We start from the raw sequence: 19,785 nt of genomic DNA, 5'->3' as shown, positions 1-19,785 counted from the left end.
CCCTCCTAGCGGGCGGTCGAGGTGTACGGAAGCAGCGCCATCTCACGAGCGTTCTTGATCGCGGTGGCGACGTCACGCTGGTGCTGCGTGCAGTTGCCGGTCACCCGGCGTGCACGGATCTTGCCCCGGTCGGAGATGAACTTCCGCAGCAGCGGGGTGTCCTTGTAGTCGACGTAGGAGATCTTCTCCTGGCAGAACAGGCAGACCTTCTTCTTGGGCTTGCGGGGCGGTGGCTTGGCCATCGTGGTGCTCCTCAGACTCAGAGCCCTGCCGAAGCAGGAATGGACATTTCTATGTATTTCCCGATGCCAGAGGCACCGAGCGGACTCGCAGGCTATCCGCCTGCGACCCCGGAAGACCGCGGATTTCGCGCCCAGAGAACCCGGACCCTCCACCCGCGGCCGTAAAGCCGGGACTCGAACACCCGCGGACGGCCCGAAGCCGAGGGGAACCAGCCCCCACGACTCCCACCGTCCCGGTATGGCAACAAGAAGTCACCCTGCTGCCACAGCGACGGGCTTTGTTAAAACGGCGGGTCGTCGGAGAAGCCGCCACCGCCGGCGGGCGCGCTGGTCGCCCAGGGGTCGTCGGGCGGAGTGGACGGGCCGCCGGAATAACCTCCGCCGCCACCGCCCTGGTAACCGCCGCCACCGCCGCCGCCCTGGTAGCCGCCACCGCCACCGCCACCGCCACCGTAACCGCCGCCCTGGCGGCTGGTCTTGGTGACCTTGGCGGAGGCGTTCTTCAGAGACGGACCGACCTCGTCGGCCTCGATCTCGTAGACGGTGCGCTTCTCGCCCTCTTTGGTCTCGTAGGAGCGCTGCTTGAGGCGACCCTGGACGATCACCCGCATGCCCCGCTGGAGGCTCTCCGCGCAGTTCTCCGCGGCCTGCCGCCAGACGTTGACGGTGAGGAAGAGGCTCTCGCCGTCCTTCCACTCGTTGGTCGCCTTGTCGAGGAACCGCGGGGTGGACGCGACGCGGAATGACGCGACGGCCTGCCCGGACGCGGTGAACCGCAGGTTGGGATCCTCGACGAGGTTCCCGACGAGGGTGATCGTGGTGTCGCCTGCTGCCATGGGGTTACGCTCCCGACTCCGGTGTGGGGCTCACAGCGAGGTCTAGTGGACCTCGGGACGCAGGACCTTCGTACGCAGCACCGACTCGCTCAGGTTGAGCTGGCGGTCAAGCTCCTTGACCAGCGCGGGCTCAGCGGTGAGGTCGACGACGGCGTAGATGCCCTCGGACTTCTTCTGGATGTCGTACGACAGGCGCCTGCGGCCCCAGACGTCGACCTTCTCCACGGTGCCCCCGCCGGTCTTGACCACGTTGAGGAACTGGTCGACGGTCGGCGTGATCGCGCGCTCGTCGATCGACGGGTCGAGGATCACCATAACTTCGTAGCGACGCATTGAGGTCCCTACCTCCTTTGGACTGATGCGGTCACGGCGTGTCCGTGACAGGAGGGCTAGCTGCCTGCCCGCTCCCGGCCCGGAGGCGAGTGCCTCGAGCGCAGAGTGCGGGACCGAACCAGGCTACCAACAACCCGTGGGTCGTCAGACCTGCTTCCCAGGCTCCGCCGGCCTGCGAGCCGCCCGCGTTCAGGCGGCGTTCGCCCGTCGACGGTCGAGCTCGGCCATGAGATCGAACATACGGGCCCTCAGCTTGGCCGTCTGGGTCGTCAGCCTCGACAGCTCATCTATCAGTTCCGTGTCGCCGACCTGGGAGAACTCGTTCATCAACCCTCCTCGAATCGAAGTCGTGTTCGACTCTAACCCTTGGCACCGACAAAACCCCGCTCCCTGTCGGAACCCGTCGATAGCCTGGGAGGCATGCGCATCGGAGCCCATGTCAGAGACGACGACCCCATCGCCGCGGCCGAGGAACTGGAGGCCGACGTCGTGCAGTTCTTCCTCGGCGATCCGCAGGGCTGGAAGAAGCCGGTGCTCCCCGAGGGGCTGGCGGACGCGGTGAAGGCCTCGGACGTCGAGGTCTTCGTCCACGCCCCGTACCGGATCAACGTCGCCACGACGAACAACCGGGTGCGGATCCCCAGCCGCAAACTACTGGAGCAGCACCTGCAGGCCGCCGCGGAGCTCGGCGCCAAGGGGTTGATCGTGCACGGAGGCCATGTCGGCGACGGCGACGACCCCCAGACCGGCTTCGACAACTGGCGCAAGGTCTTCGAACGGCTGGAGTGCCCGATCCCGGTGCTGATCGAGAACACCGCGGGCGGCGGCAACGCCATGGCCCGGAGATTCGACCGGATCGCCCAGCTCTGGGAGACGCTGGACGGTGTCGCCGACCTGGAGAAGAACGTCGGCTTCTGCCTGGACACGTGCCACGCCCACGCCGCCGGAGAGGAGCTCCTGGACGCCGTCGCCCGGATCAAGGCGATCACCGGCCGGATCGACCTCGTGCACTGCAACGACAGCCGCGACGCCTTCGGCTCCGGCGCCGACCGCCACGCCAACCTCAAGCACGGCAAGATCGATCCCGAGTTCATCCTCGCCGTCTGCCGCGACGCCGGCGCCCCGATCGTCCTGGAGACCCCCGGCGACGGCCAGGCCGAGGACCTCGCCTTCCTCCGCGAGTCGCTCTGAGGCCGCGCGGAGGCGGGCGGCGAGACCGTTCACGAGCGCGGCGGCATCGGCATCGGCATCGGCATCGGCATCGGCATCGAGCGACGGAAGCCGATATCGCCGTTGAGCGGAGACCTCCGGCAGGGAGTTCCCCTGTTGAGCAGAGACCGCCCACGGGATGCGGCTTTCCCCACTGAGCGGAGACCGCTGGCAGGGAGGTCCCTCGTTGAGCGGAGACCTCCGGCAGGGAGGCCCCCCGCTGAGCGGAGACCGTCCGTGGGATGCGGCTTCCCCCACTGAGCGGAGGCCGTCGGCAGGGAGGAGGTTCTCCATCGCCGAGCGGGCCGCGGGGCAGGTGGCCTTCGCCCGGCCTCTCAGACGGCGCTCAGTTCCCCGAGTTCGCCGGCGGAGGCGGGGAGCAGCACGTGCAGGGGAGTGTCGCTCTCCGCCCAGGCGTCGACGGCGTCGCGGAAGACGTCCATGACCGTGGAGAACGTCTCGGGGGCCGCCTCGGCGAGGCTCTTCCAGGCGGGCCAGACGATCAGGTAGCCCTTTTCGGCGGAGAACCACTCCATGTCGGTCAGCAGGTCGTAGAAGGCGTCCCAGTCTTCGGCGTCCGACTCCTCCGGGAACTCCAGGACGTCCGCGGCGTTGGCGAGGAACTCCCGCTCGTCCCGGGACTCGCCCAGCCCGAAGACCTCCCAGCCGGCGTCCTCGGCGTCCGCCAGCCACGGGGGCACCTCGACGTCCGCGTGACCGCCGCCCATCACCAGGGGGAGCGCGAGCCGTCCGTCCGGAGTGCGGGTGGCGGCGGCCTTCTGCGGCCGCTTCGCGGTGCGGAACAGCTCTTCCGGCGAGATCTCCCAACGGCGGACACCCGGTGCCACCCGTCCGGCGATCAGCTCTTCCAACCCGTGCATGCTCTCCTCGACCGTGCTCGACGCGCTCGACCGAGGCCGGAGGCCGCAGTCGTGAACTCGCCGATGTTAGCCGCGCGTGCGCCGTGACGTGACGGCACCGCCCGGGATGGTCTGGCGTTCCGCGTCACTCCCCGGAAGCAAGCCACCGGCTGGACGCCCCGGGGCGTCTTCTTCGCCGCGGATCCCGCCGAGGCGATGCCGGCGCGTCAGCCGCTGAAGCCCCAGTCGAGCATGCGCTTGGCGTCGTAGAAGCGCCGCTTCTCCGTGGGGGAACCGAGGATGATGCCGATCTGCGTGCGCTTGCCGCGTTTGGCGGCGAACATGAAGCAGTAGCCGGCCCCGTTGGTGTAGCCCGTCTTGATGCCGAGGACGCCGGGGTACTTGCCGATCAGGCGGTTGGTGTTCTTGAACGTGTAGGAGCGGTTCTTCGCCGTCCGGATGGTGACCTTCTTGGCGGCCGCGGCCTTCTGGATGGTGGGGAAGCGCAGGGCGTACTCGGCCAGCTTGATCTGCTCGGCCGCCGTCGAGTACGTCGACGTCTGGGACGGGTAGGGCAGGCCGTCGAAGTTGGCGTAGTGCGTCTTCTTCAGGCCGAGGCGCTTGGCGTTGGCGTTCATCTTCGAGACGAAGTTCTTGTAGCCGGGCCCGTAGGCGTCCGCGAGGGCGGCGGTGGCGTCCGCGCCGGACTCGAGCAGCGCCCCGTACAGCAGGTCCCGGACCTTCACCTTGTCGCCGATGACGAGCCCGGCCTCGGAGGCGTTCCACTTGTCACCGTAGGTGGTGTACTTCTTCTTGATCTTCAGGGTGCGACCGAGGTTCGTCTCCTGCCTCAGCACCACGATCGCCGTCATCACCTTCGTCAGGCTGGCGATCGGCCGCTTGGCGTTCGCGTTCTCGCCCCAGATGGTCTTGCCGTTCAGGTTGAGCGCCACCGCCTTGGCCTTGATCGCGGTGGGGCGCGGCCCCTTGGGCGCCGCCTGCGCGGGCGCCCCCGTCCCCACGAGCACCGCCGCCCCCACGACGACGGACACGATCAGCTTGCGCACGGCACCCCCGGCCATCGGGCTTCTGGATCAGCGCGGACCACCCTGGCAGCCCCCGCCGACACTTCGCAAACCGCACACACCCGCACAGCCACCACCAGCGACTTTCCACAGAAGAACGTGCGACTGACGGCGCACTACCCGTGGTTCAACGCGCGCTGACGCGCACCGAACAATCCACAGAATCAGATTCGGCTCCTTGGCGGGCTTTCCACCGGCACATGGTGGACCCATGACGCAGCCACAGCTCTTCCCCACCGAGCCGCCCGACCACCGTCCGCTCACCGCCCACGGCACCGGCTCCTTCACGGCCCGCCTCCACCTCCTGGAACGGCTCGGAGCCCCTTTCGTCCTCACCACCCGGGCCGCCGCCCTCCTCTGGGGCCTGGTCATCCCTCGCCGCACCCCGGCCACCGTCCCCCTGGAACTGGCCGTCCCCCACCCCGCACCACTCTCTTCAGCACCGACCGCCCCTCCTGCGGCCGCCGACCTCCCGAAGCAGTCCGGCCTTCCTGCGGCTTCCGCCCCACCGAAGCCAGTCGCCCTTCCCACAGCCGCCGATCTCTCACAGCCGCCCGGCCTTCCCCCGGCTTCCGGCCTCCCAGGACCGACCGTCTCGTCCTCGACCGCCGCTGCTCCAGGGCAGGGCACCTCTCCCATGACCGCCGCCGTGCCGAAACCGGTCACCTTTCGTCAGGCCGCCGCTTCGTCGGCGTCGCCCGCCTCCCGTCCAAGCCGCGGCGCACACCCCCTCCTATATCTGCCTCCCGAGGACGTGACCACAATGGACGGCCGTCGCCTCACCACCCTGGAGCGCACCGCCTACGACTGCGCCCGCTCCCTGCCCCGCTACGAGGCCCTCTCCCTGGTCGACCAGTGCCTGGCCCGGGGCGTCTCCCATCCGGCCCTGCTGGCACGCGCCCGCCGCGCCACCGGCCCCGGCGCCGCTCAGTCCCGCGCCGTCATGGGGATGGCCGACGCCGCCTCCCAGTCCCCCGGCGAGTCCCTCGTCCGCGGTGTCCTCATCGACACCGGTTTCCCCCGCCCCACCTGCCAGCTCCCCACCCCGCCCACCCCGTACCGCCTGGACCTGGGCCACGCCCGCTACCGCTGCGCCCTCGAGTACGACGGCGAGACCCACCACACCGGCCGCCGCAACCGCGCCCACGACGACTTCCGCCGCTCCCGCCTGACGGCCCTGGGCTGGCGCGTCCTGCCCGTCACCCGGGATTTCCGCACCCGCCCCGCCCCCTACCTGGACGCCTGGCTGACCCTCCTCCTCCAGTCGGGCTGGTCCCCCACCCCCACCCACCTGACCACCCTCACCCGCCGAATACGCGCCCTCCGCCTCCCCCTCCGCTTACTCCCCCTAAAAATCCGCCCACCTCCGCCGCTGCTCGGTCGCCCCTGCGCTCTACCGATGAAGTTCGGTAGAGCGCAGGGGACCGCCTACCCGAGGAGAAGAGATCAGTAGTCGCCCCGAGTCGGCGCGCTCCAAGCATCTGAAGGTCTGCGGCGAGACGGGGTGAAGGCCGGGAACGGGACTGGGTCTGGACTGAGCGGAGCCGAGTCGGACGGAACCGGACTGGGGACGGGCCGGGTCAGGCCCAGACTGGGAGTCGGAGCCGGGTGGAGATGTAGACGGTCTCGGCCTCGAGACGACCCTTGTCCGCCAAGAAGAGATGGAACCGCCCGTCCCACCCGGCCTCGCGCAAGGCCGCCACCGGCTTCGAAGAACGAGCCGCCGACAGGCACACGCTTCGGTGCGTTCGGGTGGAGGCCTGCCTCCCGAGAAACTCGCTCGTGCGGCTGGACGTCCGCCGCAAGTCGATGCAGCCGATGGCCGAGTGCCTGGGCATGGACCACCAAGGGCCGCAGCAGTTCGTGACCTCCTCGACCCGGGACTTCAGCGTGGTTCGACAACGGCCGGCGTTGCGCGTCGTTGACGTGGTGGACCCGGCGATGCATCCGCGCAGTCGGCCGACACCGTTCTTGGCCCCAGTCCACTTTCTCACCGGTTCCCACCACGAGCACTCCCCAATGCTCATTACTGGATTCATGGCCTTAATTCAAGATCCAATTATTCAAGTTGAGGAAAGAAAATTTCAATCGCCGACATTTTTATGGAAAATTCCACCTGCGAGGATCAGGGTCGACCAAATCCTACGAAAGGTGCACATGAAGGACAGAAGGATCAGTTCGACGCTCGCGGCTCTCACCGTCACCGCAGCAGGCTTCGCCGGCGTCACTTTCACGGCCACACCCGCCTCGGCGGCTAGTTGCTACGGGGGAAGCTGCGACGGCCACATGGCCAACAACTACGGGTGCGGCGCCGATGCCATTACCGCCTACTCCACCGTCAACGGTGTGAAGAAGTACGCCCGCTTCCAGTACGGAAACGCCAAGGTCGAGCTACGCTACTCCGCTGCGTGCTACGCGTTCTGGGCTCGGGTGACGCTCACTTCGCCGGGTTGGGCCGGGGACTACCTGGAAGGTACCGGTTACGACAACGGAGTACGAGTCCACGGGAACTGGATCGAGGTGGTCCAGTTCTCAAGCCTCTCCGCGACGGGTCAGCAGGCCCTGACGGCCATGTGGGGACGGCGCAGCGCCGCTCGGTACTCGTGGGGCGCGAAGGTCAGAACAGAGGGCAGTGGTGCGGCGGAGATTCGCTGGCCGGTCACCGGGGTGATCTGGTCCTGATCCAGCCGTCCGGCAAACGAAGGCCCGTGCACTTGTATGTGCACGGGCCTTCGTCATACGAATTCACGGAGTAGACCCCGGCATCCTGAAATTCCGAACGGGGTCAGCCGCCAATGTCGCCGTTTCATTTGCCCCGAGTCCCTTGGTGGAATTGAAGCCTCCATGTCTTCCTGCGCGTGCATGTGCTGCCAGGAGCTGTTCGGATTGGGATCATCGGGCTTCCCCTGCGTACTGCTGGTAGTCCGATGGCCGTTGCGCGTGGTGATGTGGCGGACGAGGGATGGACCTGATCGAGCCGTATCCGCCATAGGCGAGCGGAGACCTGTCCCGGACCCGCGGGTGGCGGTTCAATGCGGTGACCTGGCAGACCTCGAGCACCGGTGCAGGAGGTACCTACGGCTGAGACCGACGCCTCGGGGATGGTCCCCCGGCGAGCTGACCGGCAAGGTCTCCCTGGCCACGGGAACCGGGCAGCCGACCGCGAGAAGGACAGCGGGGCCGGCCTGTCTCCCGCGACCCTGACCGTGAGCGCAAGACCGTCGAGTGCGGTGCGGTATCAACGAGATCAAGTAGTGGCACGGGCCGGCCAAAGGCCCCAACGATCTGCATCTGTGCGGAGCCGTCCTCCGGCTCCGCAGCCTGTGACCCTGTTGAGGATCTGGGCTCCGAACATGCCTCAGAGGGGGATCAGCCCGTCCACTGGCCTTGGGTGAAGGAGGCGACGAAGGCGGCGGCCAAGGGGAGGGAGAGGGCCAGGTAGAGGCCGGTGAACCAGCGGTGGCGGCTCATGATGTGGCCGAGGGCCATCCAGAGGGGGAACCACAGGAGGGTGGCGCGGCCTATGGAGAGGTAGAAGCTGGAGGTCATGAAGGCGACGAGCTGGGTGGAGACGTAGACGGTCTCGGGCCACTGGCGGCTGTAGAGCAGCCAGATGACGAGGAGGACGCCGACGAAGGCCGCGATGATCTCGACGCGGAAGGCGTTGCTCCACTCGGTCTCGATGGTGAAGGCGTTGTACCAGGTGGTCTGGAAGGCCTCCCAGGGCATGACGGTGTGGCGGTTCCAGCCCTGCTCCTGGGCGTGCTGCCAGGCCAGCGGATCGCCGGTGCGGTACCACTGGTAGCCCATGTAGGCGCCGATCGACAGGAACGGCGTGACCAGGTACGGGGCGTTGCGCCAGCCGCCCGGGACCTTGCGCCCGTTCTTTCCGACCAGGAACTCGACGATGAGTCCCAAAGCGAGGAACAGGCCGGTGATCCGGACGATCGAGGCGCCCGCGGCGCACAGGACCGCCAGTTCCCAGCGTCCCTTCTTCGCCAGCAGCCAGGCGGGGATCGCCAGCGCGAGGAACAACGCCTCGGAGTAGGCGGCGAACAGGAAGACCGCGCACGGGCTGGTGACGAGCGCCACCACCGCGTAGAACCCCGGCCCCGGCCTCCTCCGCCCCTCTTCAAGCGGGCCGCCTTCCGGCGGAGAGACCTCTTCGGACCGGAGGTCCGTCTCAGAGGAGGCCCGAGCCGCAGGGAAGGCGTGAAGGCGATGGCTGACCGGCTTCCGCCCCGTCACCCGTTCCGCGGGAGACGGGGAGCCGGGGGAGAGAACGCTCTCGGAGGGAAGCCTGCCGTTCTCAGGGCCCTCAGATTCCCGGAGAGCGGCGGCTTCCCCGGAATCTGGGGATTCTCCCGAGATACGGACTTCTAGTGGGCTGGGAGCGCCCTCAGAGGCGGGGACGCCCTCAGGAGAAGAGGCTCTCTCGGAGACACGGATGTCTTCCGGAGCATGGGTGCCCTCAGAGGCGTGACCTCTTTCGAGAGCAGGCACGCCCTCAGAGACACGACCGCCTTCAGGAGCCTGGACACCCTCAGAGGCGAGGCCGCTCCCGTGAGCGTAGAAAGCCTCGGAAGCGCTCTCGAAGGCACGGGCCGTCTCCGGAGCAACGCCTCCTTTGGAAATGCGGACCGCCTCCGGAGCAACGCCTCCCTCAGAAACGTGGGCCGCCTCCGAAGCAAGACCGCTTTCAGAAACGCGGGTCTCCCCAGGCTCATGGATCACCTCGGGGACGCGAGGGCTTTCCGAGGTGCCGACGGCCTCAGAGGCGCGGTCGTCCTCGGAAGCACGGGAAGGGGTGCGGGGGAGAGCGGTTCTGGAGCCTCGGCGAGAGCGCGGAGCTTTAGCGCGAATCGAGGTGGAAGTGGAGAGGAAGGGAGAGAAGTCGGTGAGGCGGGAGAGGGCCAGCGCGGCCAGGGGTCCTGCCAGGAAGGAGATGACGAGGCCGGCGGCCCGGTAGTCGGTGACGATCAGGCCGACCACGCGGATGGCCATGGGGTAGCCGGGGAAGAAGGCCGGCCAGCTGTAGTCCTCGTAGCGGCCGGGGGGGCCGCCGTCGTAGCCGTAGGTGGCGAGCCACCAGAAGCGGTCGGCGTCCCACTGGTTCCATCGGGTGAGGTAGTCCGGCCAATCGCCCGCGTGCGGGATCACCCGGATCACGACGATGGAGAACCAGGCAGCCGCCAGGTAAGCGAGTACCCAGGTCCCGAGCGCCGCACGGTCGGTGCGCTGAGGGATCAGGCTCTTCATAGAGAGGCGTTCTACCACGTCCGACCTGTGACCTTGATAAGCGCTTTCGTTTCCGGGACGGGCGAAGGCCCGCGCGAAGCGTTCGCGCGGGCCTTCGTTCGGCGCCGGGGCCACAGTGGATCTTCGGCTCGGACCACGGGTCGTCATGCGGTCCGGAGAAAATCCCGGGTGCTACGGATGTTGCGGATTGGGGTAGTTCGGGTCGTTGTCGTTCTGGTCCTCACCAGCGGGGATGCCGTCCCCGTCGGCGTCGACGGGCTGATTGGGGTTCCCGTTCCCGTTGCCGTTCCCCTGGCACGCCGGGTAGTCGCGGTGCCACGGGCACCACCAGTCCGGCGGGTTGTTCTCTTCACCGGGCGGCGGCTTGTTCGGGTCGCAGGCCACGGCCGGCGGCAGCTGGCCCTGGCTGCAGCCCGGCAGGTCCTGCGGGTTCGGGTTACCGTGGTTGTTCCCGTCCCCGCACTGGCCCGCCAGCTGCATCAGCGGGTTGCACTCTTCTTCGGTCTTCGTCGGCTTGGGCTTCGGAGTGTCGAACTTCTTCTGGGTGCCGGAGTAGGTCGGGGCGTCGAAGACCTTCGGTTCGACGCCCTTCATCGCCTCGGTCATGAAGGCCTTCCAGATGGCCGCCGGGTAAACGCCACCGTAGGACGCGCGTTCTCCGATGAACGGCTGCATCGACTCGCTTTTCTGGTGGAACACCGTCGCAGCCGCCGACAGCTGCGGGGTGTAGCCGACGAACCAGGTCGCGGCGCCGCCCTCCGTGGTCCCGGTCTTGCCGGCGGCCTGGCGGTCGAGGAGGCGGGCCGACTGACCGGTGCCCCTGGTCACGACCTGTTGGAGCGTGTAGGTGACCTGGTCGGCCTGGTCCTTGGTGAGGACCTGCTTCTCCTGCTTCTTCCAGGGAAGCAGGATCTCCTTGCCCGAGGCGTCGACGACCTTGGTGACCATGTGGGGGGTGACACGCTTGCCCCCGTTGGCGAAGGCCGCGTAGCCGCTGGCCTGGTAGAGGGCGGGGTAGCCGGCGACGCCCAGCGGAAGGCTGGACACCTTCTCGAACTCGTACCGCTCAGGGATGCCGAACTGACGAGCCGTGTCGATGACGGTGTCGAGTCCGCCGTCCAGCTTGAGGGCCAGCCGGACGAAGGAGGTGTTGTTGGACTGCGCCATCGCCTCAGTCATGCTGATGGCCTGAGTGCCGCCGTGCGTGCTACGCAGCCAGTAGCCGGAGGCCGAATCGCAGGCGTCCTCGCTGTTCTTCCCCGGGATGACGTCACCGGTCGCCCCGTTCAGGCAGATCGGGCTTCGACCCTCGATCAGCGACTTGATGTTGTGGTTCTGCTTGAGCATCGCGGCGAGCACATAGGGCTTGAACGATGAACCGACCTGCTTGTTCTCGACCAGAGCGGCGTCGGAGACTTCGAGTTTGTGATCGCCTCCATAGAACGCGCGTATTTCCCCGTTCTCGGGATCGACCGCGACGAGCCCCGTTCTGATCAGCTTTTTCTGTTTCTTGCTGAGCTTGGGCCCCTGCTGAAGCACCGCGTTCTTCGCTGCGACCATCAAGCGCTTCTCGAGGCTGAGCGTGATCTTGTAGCCCTTGGTCGAGAGATGATCGACGTCGACACCGGGGACTTGTTTGAGCTCGTGCAGGATCCGGTTGTGGATGTAACCGGACTGGTCGCTCCCCTTAGACCAGTTCCAGGTCGAGGCGGTGTCCGGCCACACCGCATTCTTCCGCTGATCGGCGGTCATCCAACCCTTTTTGACCATGCCGTCGAGCACGTATTCCCAGCGTTCCTGGGCGGCCTTCAACTCCGGAACCTTCGCCGGGTCACCGGTGGTCTTGAAGTAGCTCGGCCGCTGGATCATCGCCGCGAGCAGGGCACCCTGATAGATGTTCAGCTTGTCGACGTTTATTCCGAAGTACGCGCGAGACGCGGCCTGGATGCCCTGGCTGTTCCGGCCGTAGTCGATGGTGTTGAGGTACGCCTCAAGGATGTCGTCCTTGGGGTAGGCGTTGTCCATCTTGATCGCCGAGAAGATCTCTTTGTACTTGCGGCTCAGGCTGCGTTCCTGGCTGAGTCCCTGCAGGTAGTTGCGGGCCAGCTGCTGAGTGATCGTCGAACCGCCCTGGACCTGTCCGCCGGTCACGGTGGTGTACACCGCACGGGTGAGGCCCTTGAGCGAGATGCCGCCCTCGGTCATGAACTCACGCTGTTCGGCGGCCATCACCGCCTGCCGGACGTGTTCCGGGATCTTGTCGATCGTCACCAGTTCACGCGCGCCGCCGATCTGGAACATCGGCTTGTCGGTGGGCTTGCTCTTGGCCCAGTAGACCTTGCTTCCCTGGGCGAGAACCTCCGACTTGACGTCCTCCTCCAGGTTCGGGGTCTCGGTGGTGGCATAGCCGACACCGACCAGGGTGATCGAGGCGACCAGCCCCAACGCGCAGACGCCCGCGACGATCTTCCAGTTGGGAAGGTACTTCTTCCACCCTTCCCTGCCGGGCTTTCCGTCGTCTCCGCCGTCGCCGTCCCCGGATCCCCCTCCGGGCGGATTCATGTCCCGGATCGGCGCCCCGTCGAGCCTCGTCTCCCCGGGGTCGCCGTACCCGTAACCGTCGTCGTACCCGGTGGACCCGTTCACCCCTGCGCGCCCCATGGACGAGTACGGATCCGCTCCGTTCACCGAGACAGACCCGTACTCCTGCCCGTTGGGAGCCGCGTAAGGAGCGTCGTACGACTGCCCGCCGTCGCTGTAAGCGTCGTATCCGTTACTATGCACGGAGTTACCGTTGTGCCCGTAGCCGCCGTCGTAGGGAGCTTCCTGGTACGGCTCGAACTGCGGGGGAGCGCTGTTGCCGTACTCCGACTCGCGGTAGATCTCTTCGCGTGCCTGCGGAGCGGGCCTGAACCAGTCGTCCTCCGGCTCATGACCAGGGGCTCCGTGGCCCGGTCCATACGTCGGATTACTCACAAGACCTCTTCGGCTGGGTACGGGCCGGGTGGCTCGTACGACGGCACTGCCAGGGCGGTGGGCGGGGGGCGGAAGCCCAGCAGCGTCAGGTGTCTAGCGCGTCATCGTACCGAGCGGAGCAACCCTCAGAGGGTGGGATCACCCACACGGTTACGACATAGGTGTGCGGAATAGGACATCTTGCGTAGGCGGTTAACACTACGTATCTTGTCGATGTATCGAGCCGATACATTCGGACGATACATCTGGTGGGATACAGCGGAGGGTGGCCATGGCCGGCAAGAGGGGCGGCGTGCTCGAGCTCGCCGTGCTCGGACTGCTCCATGAGTCCCCGATGCACGGGTATGAGCTGCGCAAACGGCTCAACACCCTGCTCGGCATGTTCCGGGCGTTCTCGTACGGGACGCTTTACCCCTGCCTCAAGCAGCTCCTCGCACAGGGGCTGATCACCGAGGAGGACCAGGAGGAGGCGCCCCCGGGGACGCTCCAGAGCAAACGGGCGAAGATCGTCTACAAGCTCACGGCGGAAGGCAAGGAGCATCTGCAGAGGCTCCTGGCCGAAGCCGGTCCGGCGGCCTGGGAGGACGAGGGTTTCGGTGTGCACTTCGCCTTCTTCGGCCAGACCCGTGCGGACGTGCGGCTGCGGATTCTCGAAGGCCGGCGCAGCCGGCTGGAGGAGCGTCTGGAGAACGTGCGGACCGCATTCACCCGCACCCGGGAGCGGGTGGACAGCTACACCCTCGAGCTGCAGAACCACGGGCTCGAGTCGGTGGAGCGCGAGGTCCGGTGGCTCAACGAGCTGATCGGGCGGGAACACGCGCAGGCCGCGGATCAGAAGCCGCGGCCGGACACCACAGCAGAAGGCAATGACCGGGATGCCCCCATCTAGGGGCCTCCTCAACTACCAAAAGCCTGGGGATCGCATCAGACCCCCGTACAGGGTTAGAGAAAAGGAGCAACCGGATGGGTTCGGTGCGCGTAGCCATCGTTGGAGTGGGCAACTGCGCCTCTTCGCTCGTCCAGGGTGTCGAGTTCTATAAGAACGCGACCCCCGACCAGCGGGTCCCCGGGCTGATGCACGTTCAGTTCGGCGACTACCACGTCGGTGACGTGGAGTTCGTCGCGGCGTTCGACGTTGACGCGAAGAAGGTCGGACAGGACCTCGCGCACGCCATCCACGCCAGCGAGAACAACACGATCAAGTTCGCGGAGGTTCCTCCGACCGGCGTGACCGTGCAGCGGGGGCACACCTTCGACGGCCTCGGCGAGTACTACCTCGACATGGTCGAGGAGTCCGACGCGGAGCCGGTGGACATCGTGAAGGCGCTCAAGGACACGGAGGTGGACGTCCTCGTCTCCTACCTGCCCGTGGGTTCGGAGGAGGCCGACCGCTTCTACGCGCAGGCCTGCCTCGACGCCAAGGTCGCGTTCGTGAACGCCCTGCCGGTGTTCATCGCGTCCGACCCCGAGTGGGCGCAGAAGTTCGTCGACGCGGGCGTCCCGATCGTCGGCGACGACATCAAGTCGCAGGTCGGCGCGACGATCACCCACCGGGTGATGGCCAAGCTGTTCGAGGACCGGGGGGTGGAGCTGCTGCGCACGTACCAGCTCAACTTCGGCGGGAACATGGACTTCATGAACATGCTGGAGCGCAAGCGCCTGCAGTCCAAGAAGATCTCCAAGACCCAGTCGGTCACCTCGCAGATCCCGCACGAGATGGCCAAGGCCGACGTGCACATCGGCCCGTCGGACCACGTGCCGTGGCTGGACGACCGCAAGTGGGCCTACGTCCGCCTGGAGGGCAAGTCCTTCGGCGACACCCCGCTGAACCTGGAGTACAAGCTGGAGGTCTGGGACTCCCCGAACTCCGCCGGTGTGATCATCGACGCCGTGCGCGCCGCCAAGATCGCCAAGGACCGCGGCATCGGCGGCCCGATCCTGTCGGCCAGCTCCTACTTCATGAAGTCCCCGCCGGAGCAGTACAACGACGACCAGGCCCGTGACGCGGTCGAGGCGTTCATCCGCGGTGACGTCGAGCGGTAACCCCGCGAGACCCCGAGAGGCCCCGGACGCCAGTACCGTCCGGGGCCTCTGAGCTCTCCGAGGCATAGGGTGGCTGACGTGGGGATACGTGAAGTCTGGCGGGAGCGGGACTTCCGGCGTCTCTACGCCACCCGGCTGACGTCCCAGTTCGCGGACGGCATGGTCCAGATCGCGCTGGGCGGCTACATCTTCTTCGCCCCGGAGCAGCAGACGACCGCCGCCAAGGCCGCGGTCGCCTTCGCCGTCCTGCTGCTCCCCTACTCGGTGCTGGGCCCGTTCACCGGCGTCTTCCTCGACCGCTGGCGGCGCCGCCAGATCCTCGTCTACACCCCTTTGGCGCGGGCGGCGTGCGTCCTGGTGATGACCGGCCTGATGCTGCTGGACACCGACGCCTTCCTCATCGCGGCGCTGGTCGTGCTGGGCGTCAACCGCTTCTTCCTGGCCGCCCTGCCCGCCGCGCTGCCCCATGTGGTGCGCGAGAAGGACCTGCTGGTGGCCAACACGGTCTCGGTGACGTCGGGGACGGCCGCCTCGTTCGTCGGCGCGGGAGTGGGTTTCGTCGTCCAGCTCGCGGGCGCCCAGGCCGCTCTGCTGGCGGCCACCTGCTGCTACCTCGCGACCTCGCTGGTCGCCCGTACGCTGCCGGTGGACGGGCTGGGCCCCGACGCCGTCCACCGCGAGAGCGTGCGCAACGTCGTCGTCGGCATGGTCGCGGGGGTCCGGCACGTCCTGCGGCGCCGTCCGGCGGCCCTGGCCCTGGGCGCGATCTCCCTCTACCGCTTCCTGTACGGCCTGTGGCTGATCATGACGCTGCTGCTGTACCGCAACCACTTCCCGTCGGGTTTCGGGGGAGTCGCGATCATCACCGCGGTCTCGGGGGCGGGTTACCTCGTGGGCGCGGTGATCACTCCTCCGATCACCCGCAGGATCGGCAAGACGTTGTGGATCCCGATCCTGCTGGGCGTGGCGGCGGCGGGGCTGCTGTTCCTGGCGGCCCCGTTCCGCGAGCCGCTCTACGTGGCGAGCGGCTTCGTCCTCGGGGTGGCCGCGCAGGGCGTCAAGGTCTGCGTCGACACCATCGTCCAGCAGGCCGTGGACGACGAGTTCCGCGGCCGCGTCTTCGCCGCGTACGACATGCTCTTCAACGCGACCTTCGTGGCCGCCGCCTGCGTCGCCGCCGCGGTGCTCCCGCCGGACGGCCTGTCGTACGCCGTCCTCGGCTTCACGATCATCGCCTACGTGCTGGGCGCGTTCGCGTACTACGGGCTGGCCTCGCGGTGGCGGGTGTCGAGCCCCGCCTCCTGAGTCAGTTCACCGTCCGGACGGCGCTCGCGTTGACGGCGTCGCCGGCGTAGCGGATCTGGATCTTGCCCGAAGGCGCCTTGAAGGAGTAGCGACCCTTGGCGTCCGTCACGTCGGTGGCGATGTACTTCCAGGAGCCGTTCCAGCGGTACAGGCGCACCTTCTGCTTGGAGTGGGCCTTGTACTTCCCGGTGGCCGCCATCTTGCGGAGGACTCCGGCGATGCCGCCTCCGCGGGACTTGGAGCCCGGGGTGGAGAGGGTCGTACGGCGCTTCACGCTGAAGTGGACGGTGCCGCCCTTGCTCGAGCGGCCGGCGCCGTCGCGCATGGTGAGGACGGCCTTCCACTTCCCGAACTCCTCGGAGCTGTGGAACTTGTACTCGCCCTCCCAGATCCCCGGCCGGTTGCGGATCTGCAGGTCGACCAGCTCCCGGTCGTCGCCGGGGCCGTAGAGGTAGAGGTCCATCGCCCGGACGGACGCGGGCACGTCGCCGACGGCGAAGGTGGCGTAGATGCCCGGGCCGGGTCCGACGACCACGGTGCCGGGCGAGCGGAGGTCGACGGAGGGCGCCGCCGCGGCGGGCTGGGCGGTGCCGAGGAGCAGCGCGGCGGACACGGTGAGGGCTGCTGCGAGACGCACGGCGGACTCCAGGGGGTTCGGGGGATGTGCCACTGGTACGCGTGATCAAAGTACTGGTGACAAAGTGTCTACTTATGCGTTCTCGCAGGTGAGGCAGCTCACGTACCGGACATAAGCGATTAATTACCCAGGTCAGCTACTCGCGAGTAACACAGATCACTGGCGTACCGTGAGGAGCCATGACCCCTGAGGAGCTTCTGGCCTTCGACCGCGAGCACGTCTGGCACCCCTACGCCCCGATGCCCGCGCGGCACGCGAACCACGCCGTCGTCTCGGCCCGCGGCGTCCGCCTCACCCTGGCCGACGGCACCGAGCTGATCGACGGCATGTCGTCGTGGTGGGCGGCCATCCACGGCTACGACCACCCGGTGCTCAACGCGGCGATCATCGACCAGCTCGGCCGGATGGCCCACGTGATGTTCGGCGGGCTCACCCACCCGCCCGCCGTCGAGCTCGCCAGGACGCTCCTCGACCTCGCCCCCGCGGGGATCACCAAGGTCTTCTTCGCCGACTCCGGATCGGTGTCCGTCGAGGTCGCCATCAAGATGGCGCTCCAGTACTGGCGCGCCCGGGGCGTCGACCGGCCCCGCCTGCTGACCGTGCGCGGCGGCTACCACGGCGACACCTTCGGCGACATGGCCGTCTGCGACCCGGTGAACGGCATGCACCACCTGTTCACCGACGTCCTGGCCTCCCACGTCTTCGCCCCCGAACCCCCGGCGGGTCCCGACGAGGCCTACACCCGCGAGCTGGAGCGGCTCGTCGCCGAACACGCCCATGAACTGGCCGGGATCATCGCCGAGCCGATCGTCCAGGGCGCGGGCGGCATGCGCTTCTACGACCCGTCCCACCTCAGGACGCTGCGGCGCCTCGCCGACGAGCACGGCCTGCTGCTGATCCTCGACGAGATCGCCACCGGGTTCGGCCGCTCCGGCGAGTTGTGGGGCGCCGACCACGCCGGGGTCGTCCCCGACATCATGTGCGTCGGCAAGGCCCTCACCGGCGGCTACCTCAGCATGGCCGCCACCCTGTGCACGGACGGGGTCGCCGAGGGCATCAGCGCCTCCGGCGAGGCCCCGCTGATGCACGGCCCCACCTTCATGGCCAACCCGCTGGCCGCCTCCGTCTCCCTGGCCTCCCTCGGCCTGCTGGCCGAACGCGACTGGCGCACCGAGGTCAAGACGATCGAGGCGGGGCTGGCCGCCGGCCTCGAAGAGGCGCGCGCGATGCCCGGCGTCGCCGACGTGCGAACCAAGGGCGCGATCGGCGTCGTCCAGACCGAGGCCCCCGTCGACGTGCAGCGGGTCCAGGCGGCCGCCATGGCGCACGGCGTGTGGCTGCGGCCCTTCGGCCGCCTGATCTACACGATGCCGCCCTACATCAGCACCCCTGAGGAGGTCGGGCGGATCACCGCCGCGATGACCGCGGCGGCCCGCACCCTGGCCTAGCCCCGCCCCTGGAGCAGCCCCTCCTCGCCCGCCCAGGCCAGGAGGGCCTCGCGGGCCGCGTCCTTGCCGATCGGGCCGCGGTCCAGCCTCAGCTCCAGCAGGAACTTGTAGGCCTTCCCGACGAGCGGGCCCGGCGTGATGCCCAGGGCCTCCTGGATCTCGTCGCCGTTCAGCTCCGGCCGGATCCTCCCGAGCTCCTCCTCGGCCGCCAGCCGGGTGATCCGCTCCTCCAGCGCGTCGTACGTGCGGGCCAGGCGCTCGGCCTTGCGCCTGTTGCGCGTCGTGCAGTCGGCCCGGGTCAGCTTGTGCAGGCGCGGCAGGAGGTGGCCGGCGTCCCGGACGTAGCGTCGCACCGCCGAGTCCGTCCACTCGCCTTCGCCGTAGCCGTGGAAGCGCAGGTGCAGCTCCACCAGCCGCGAGACGTCGGCGATGACCTCCTTGGGGTACTTCAACGCGATCAGTCGCTTCTTCGTCATCTTCGCGCCCACCAGCTCGTGGTGGTGGAAGGAGACCCGACCGCCCGGCAGGTGCGCCCGCGTCCTCGGCTTGCCGATGTCGTGCAGCAGGGCCGCGAGGCGCAGGACGAGGTCGGGCCCGTCCTCCTCCTGGGCGATCGCCTGGTCCAGGACGATCATCGAGTGCTCGTAGACGTCCTTGTGCCGGTGGTGCTCGTCGATCTCCAGCCGGAGCGCGGGCAGCTCGGGCAGCACGTACTCCGCCAGCCCCGAGGCGTCCAGGACGGCCAGGCCCGCCCGCGGGTACCGCCCGCAGACCAGCTTGGACAGCTCCGCCTGCACCCGCTCGGCCGAGACGATCTCGATCCGTCCGGCCATCTCCTTCATCGCGGCCATGACGGACGCCTCGACGGTGAAGCCGAGCTGCGAGACGAACCGGGCGGCGCGCATCATGCGCAGCGGATCGTCGCTGAAGGAGTCCTCCGGGGCGCCCGGAGTGCGCAGCACCTTCTCCTTCAGGTCGCTCAGGCCGCCGAACGGGTCGACGAACTCCCGGCCCGGCAGGCGAGCGGCCATGGCGTTGACGGCGAAGTCGCGGCGCCGCAGGTCCTCCTCCAGGGAGGTGCCGTAGGAGACCTCCGGCTTGCGGGACCTGGGGTCGTAGGTCTCGCTGCGGTAGGTCGTCACCTCCAACTGATGGGCGCCCTTGCGCAGCCCGACCGTGCCGAACTCGATGCCGATCGTCCAGACCGCGTCCGCCCAGCCCTCGACCAGTTTGAGGATGCGCTCCGGCGGGGCATCAGTGGTGAAGTCCAGATCCGTCACCGGCCGGCCGAGGAGGGCGTCGCGAACGGGACCCCCGACCAGGGCCAGTTCGTACCCGGCCTCGGCGAAAAGACGTCCGAGTTCTTCGGCCTCGGCGGGCACCACCCGCTTCAGGAGCTCGGCCAGGGCCCTGCGCTGTTCCTCATTCGACACGACCACCAAGAGTAAGCGTTCGCGAGAATGCCGCAAAACAAGTATTCACTTTCGGTGACCGGGTCGCCACCGTACGAGAAACCCTGGTCTTCCGGCCGTCCGGAGGGGACAGACGACGG

General features: G+C 68.0%; 17 protein-coding genes and 1 pseudogene. 8 read left to right on the top strand and 10 right to left on the bottom strand.

All coding sequences use genetic code 11. From position 1 onward, the window contains the following. Window positions 1-5: 5 nt before the first annotated feature. From rpsR to ABD327_RS01785, 4 genes are all read right to left on the bottom strand, one after another. A complete protein-coding gene (rpsR, locus tag ABD327_RS01800; RefSeq protein WP_106396786.1) occupies window positions 6-242 on the bottom strand; it encodes a 30S ribosomal protein S18 in 237 nt (78 codons plus the stop codon). Window positions 243-523: 281 nt separating this feature from the next. After that, window positions 524-1,078 (bottom strand): single-stranded DNA-binding protein, encoded by a 555-nt coding sequence (locus ABD327_RS01795; RefSeq protein ID WP_344448285.1) that lies wholly within the window; start codon window positions 1,076-1,078, stop codon window positions 524-526. A 42-nt stretch (window positions 1,079-1,120) separates the two neighbouring features. Beyond that, the gene (gene rpsF / locus ABD327_RS01790) at window positions 1,121-1,411 is read right to left on the bottom strand and encodes a 30S ribosomal protein S6 (protein ID WP_344448284.1); all 291 of its coding nucleotides are present in this window, start codon (window positions 1,409-1,411) and stop codon (window positions 1,121-1,123) included. A gap of 189 nt (window positions 1,412-1,600) precedes the next feature. After that, on the bottom strand, window positions 1,601-1,738 hold the full coding sequence (locus tag ABD327_RS01785) for a hypothetical protein (RefSeq protein ID WP_344448283.1): 138 nt from the start codon (window positions 1,736-1,738) through the stop codon (window positions 1,601-1,603). Window positions 1,739-1,831: 93 nt separating this feature from the next. Between ABD327_RS01785 and ABD327_RS01780 the strand changes: the two genes are divergently transcribed. After that, a complete protein-coding gene (locus tag ABD327_RS01780) occupies window positions 1,832-2,602 on the top strand; it encodes a deoxyribonuclease IV (RefSeq protein ID WP_344448282.1) in 771 nt (256 codons plus the stop codon). 353 nt (window positions 2,603-2,955) lie between these two features. Here ABD327_RS01780 and ABD327_RS01775 read toward each other — a convergent pair whose 3' ends face one another. Together ABD327_RS01775 and ABD327_RS01770 are read right to left on the bottom strand one after the other, a co-directional pair. Next, window positions 2,956-3,501: a barstar family protein gene (locus tag ABD327_RS01775; RefSeq protein WP_344448281.1), complete on the bottom strand. Its 546-nt coding sequence runs from the start codon at window positions 3,499-3,501 to the stop codon at window positions 2,956-2,958. Between the two features lie 206 nt (window positions 3,502-3,707). Beyond that, a complete protein-coding gene (locus ABD327_RS01770) occupies window positions 3,708-4,562 on the bottom strand; it encodes a D-alanyl-D-alanine carboxypeptidase family protein (RefSeq protein ID WP_344448280.1) in 855 nt (284 codons plus the stop codon). A 766-nt stretch (window positions 4,563-5,328) separates the two neighbouring features. Here ABD327_RS01770 and ABD327_RS01765 point away from each other — a divergent pair. From ABD327_RS01765 to ABD327_RS01760, 3 genes and pseudogenes are all read left to right on the top strand, one after another. Beyond that, the gene (locus ABD327_RS01765; RefSeq protein WP_344448279.1) at window positions 5,329-6,018 is read left to right on the top strand and encodes a hypothetical protein; all 690 of its coding nucleotides are present in this window, start codon (window positions 5,329-5,331) and stop codon (window positions 6,016-6,018) included. Window positions 6,019-6,353: 335 nt separating this feature from the next. Continuing rightward, window positions 6,354-6,503: pseudogene (locus ABD327_RS37405) on the top strand (IS701 family transposase); the annotation flags it as partial. Between the two features lie 3 nt (window positions 6,504-6,506). After that, window positions 6,507-7,247: a DUF2690 domain-containing protein gene (locus ABD327_RS01760; protein ID WP_425547037.1), complete on the top strand. Its 741-nt coding sequence runs from the start codon at window positions 6,507-6,509 to the stop codon at window positions 7,245-7,247. Between the two features lie 687 nt (window positions 7,248-7,934). Here the strand turns inward: ABD327_RS01760 and ABD327_RS01755 are convergent. Both ABD327_RS01755 and ABD327_RS01750 read right to left on the bottom strand, forming a co-directional pair. After that, window positions 7,935-8,660 (bottom strand): hypothetical protein, encoded by a 726-nt coding sequence (locus ABD327_RS01755; RefSeq protein ID WP_344448275.1) that lies wholly within the window; start codon window positions 8,658-8,660, stop codon window positions 7,935-7,937. 1,335 nt (window positions 8,661-9,995) lie between these two features. Then, window positions 9,996-12,800 (bottom strand): transglycosylase domain-containing protein, encoded by a 2,805-nt coding sequence (locus tag ABD327_RS01750; protein WP_344448274.1) that lies wholly within the window; start codon window positions 12,798-12,800, stop codon window positions 9,996-9,998. A 271-nt stretch (window positions 12,801-13,071) separates the two neighbouring features. On the opposite strand from ABD327_RS01750, the gene ABD327_RS01745 reads away from it, so the two are divergent. From ABD327_RS01745 to ABD327_RS01735, 3 genes are all read left to right on the top strand, one after another. Then, the gene (locus ABD327_RS01745) at window positions 13,072-13,689 is read left to right on the top strand and encodes a PadR family transcriptional regulator (RefSeq protein WP_344448273.1); all 618 of its coding nucleotides are present in this window, start codon (window positions 13,072-13,074) and stop codon (window positions 13,687-13,689) included. A gap of 74 nt (window positions 13,690-13,763) precedes the next feature. Next, window positions 13,764-14,843, top strand: a complete 1,080-nt coding sequence (locus ABD327_RS01740; RefSeq protein ID WP_344448272.1) for an inositol-3-phosphate synthase — start codon at window positions 13,764-13,766, stop codon at window positions 14,841-14,843. 78 nt (window positions 14,844-14,921) lie between these two features. Then, window positions 14,922-16,148: an MFS transporter gene (locus tag ABD327_RS01735; protein ID WP_344448271.1), complete on the top strand. Its 1,227-nt coding sequence runs from the start codon at window positions 14,922-14,924 to the stop codon at window positions 16,146-16,148. A 1-nt stretch (window position 16,149) separates the two neighbouring features. Here the strand turns inward: ABD327_RS01735 and ABD327_RS01730 are convergent, their stop codons facing one another. After that, window positions 16,150-16,785 (bottom strand): hypothetical protein, encoded by a 636-nt coding sequence (locus ABD327_RS01730; RefSeq protein ID WP_344448270.1) that lies wholly within the window; start codon window positions 16,783-16,785, stop codon window positions 16,150-16,152. Window positions 16,786-16,964: 179 nt separating this feature from the next. Here ABD327_RS01730 and ABD327_RS01725 point away from each other — a divergent pair, with 179 nt between their 5' ends. Beyond that, window positions 16,965-18,233 (top strand): adenosylmethionine--8-amino-7-oxononanoate transaminase, encoded by a 1,269-nt coding sequence (locus ABD327_RS01725; protein ID WP_344448269.1) that lies wholly within the window; start codon window positions 16,965-16,967, stop codon window positions 18,231-18,233. Here ABD327_RS01725 and ABD327_RS01720 read toward each other — a convergent pair. Next, window positions 18,230-19,666, bottom strand: coding sequence for a CCA tRNA nucleotidyltransferase (locus ABD327_RS01720; RefSeq protein ID WP_425547023.1), 1,437 nt, complete (start codon window positions 19,664-19,666; stop codon window positions 18,230-18,232). The two genes, ABD327_RS01725 and ABD327_RS01720, sit on opposite strands and share 4 nt — an antisense overlap. Between the last annotated feature and the right edge of the window lie 119 nt (window positions 19,667-19,785).

This window comes from Actinocorallia aurantiaca (assembly GCF_039533685.1).
Lineage (GTDB): Bacteria > Actinomycetota > Actinomycetes > Streptosporangiales > Streptosporangiaceae > Actinocorallia > Actinocorallia aurantiaca.
This window is presented reverse-complemented; position numbering and strand designations above follow the sequence as displayed.

Bases quoted from the DNA above. Each gene is read 5' to 3' on its own strand.
- ABD327_RS01770 (WP_344448280.1), bottom strand. From the start codon at position 4,562: ATGGCCGGGGGTGCCGTGCGCAAGCTGATCGTGTCCGTCGTCGTGGGG.
- ABD327_RS01765 (WP_344448279.1), top strand. From the start codon at position 5,329: ATGGACGGCCGTCGCCTCACCACCCTGGAGCGCACCGCCTACGACTGC.
- ABD327_RS01775 (WP_344448281.1), bottom strand. From the start codon at position 3,501: ATGCACGGGTTGGAAGAGCTGATCGCCGGACGGGTGGCACCGGGTGTC.
- ABD327_RS01780 (WP_344448282.1), top strand. From the start codon at position 1,832: ATGCGCATCGGAGCCCATGTCAGAGACGACGACCCCATCGCCGCGGCC.
- ABD327_RS01785 (WP_344448283.1), bottom strand. From the start codon at position 1,738: ATGAACGAGTTCTCCCAGGTCGGCGACACGGAACTGATAGATGAGCTG.
- rpsF (WP_344448284.1), bottom strand. From the start codon at position 1,411: ATGCGTCGCTACGAAGTTATGGTGATCCTCGACCCGTCGATCGACGAG.
- ABD327_RS01795 (WP_344448285.1), bottom strand. From the start codon at position 1,078: ATGGCAGCAGGCGACACCACGATCACCCTCGTCGGGAACCTCGTCGAG.
- ABD327_RS01745 (WP_344448273.1), top strand. From the start codon at position 13,072: ATGGCCGGCAAGAGGGGCGGCGTGCTCGAGCTCGCCGTGCTCGGACTG.
- ABD327_RS01740 (WP_344448272.1), top strand. From the start codon at position 13,764: ATGGGTTCGGTGCGCGTAGCCATCGTTGGAGTGGGCAACTGCGCCTCT.
- ABD327_RS01725 (WP_344448269.1), top strand. From the start codon at position 16,965: ATGACCCCTGAGGAGCTTCTGGCCTTCGACCGCGAGCACGTCTGGCAC.
- rpsR (WP_106396786.1), bottom strand. From the start codon at position 242: ATGGCCAAGCCACCGCCCCGCAAGCCCAAGAAGAAGGTCTGCCTGTTC.
- ABD327_RS01760 (WP_425547037.1), top strand. From the start codon at position 6,507: ATGCATCCGCGCAGTCGGCCGACACCGTTCTTGGCCCCAGTCCACTTT.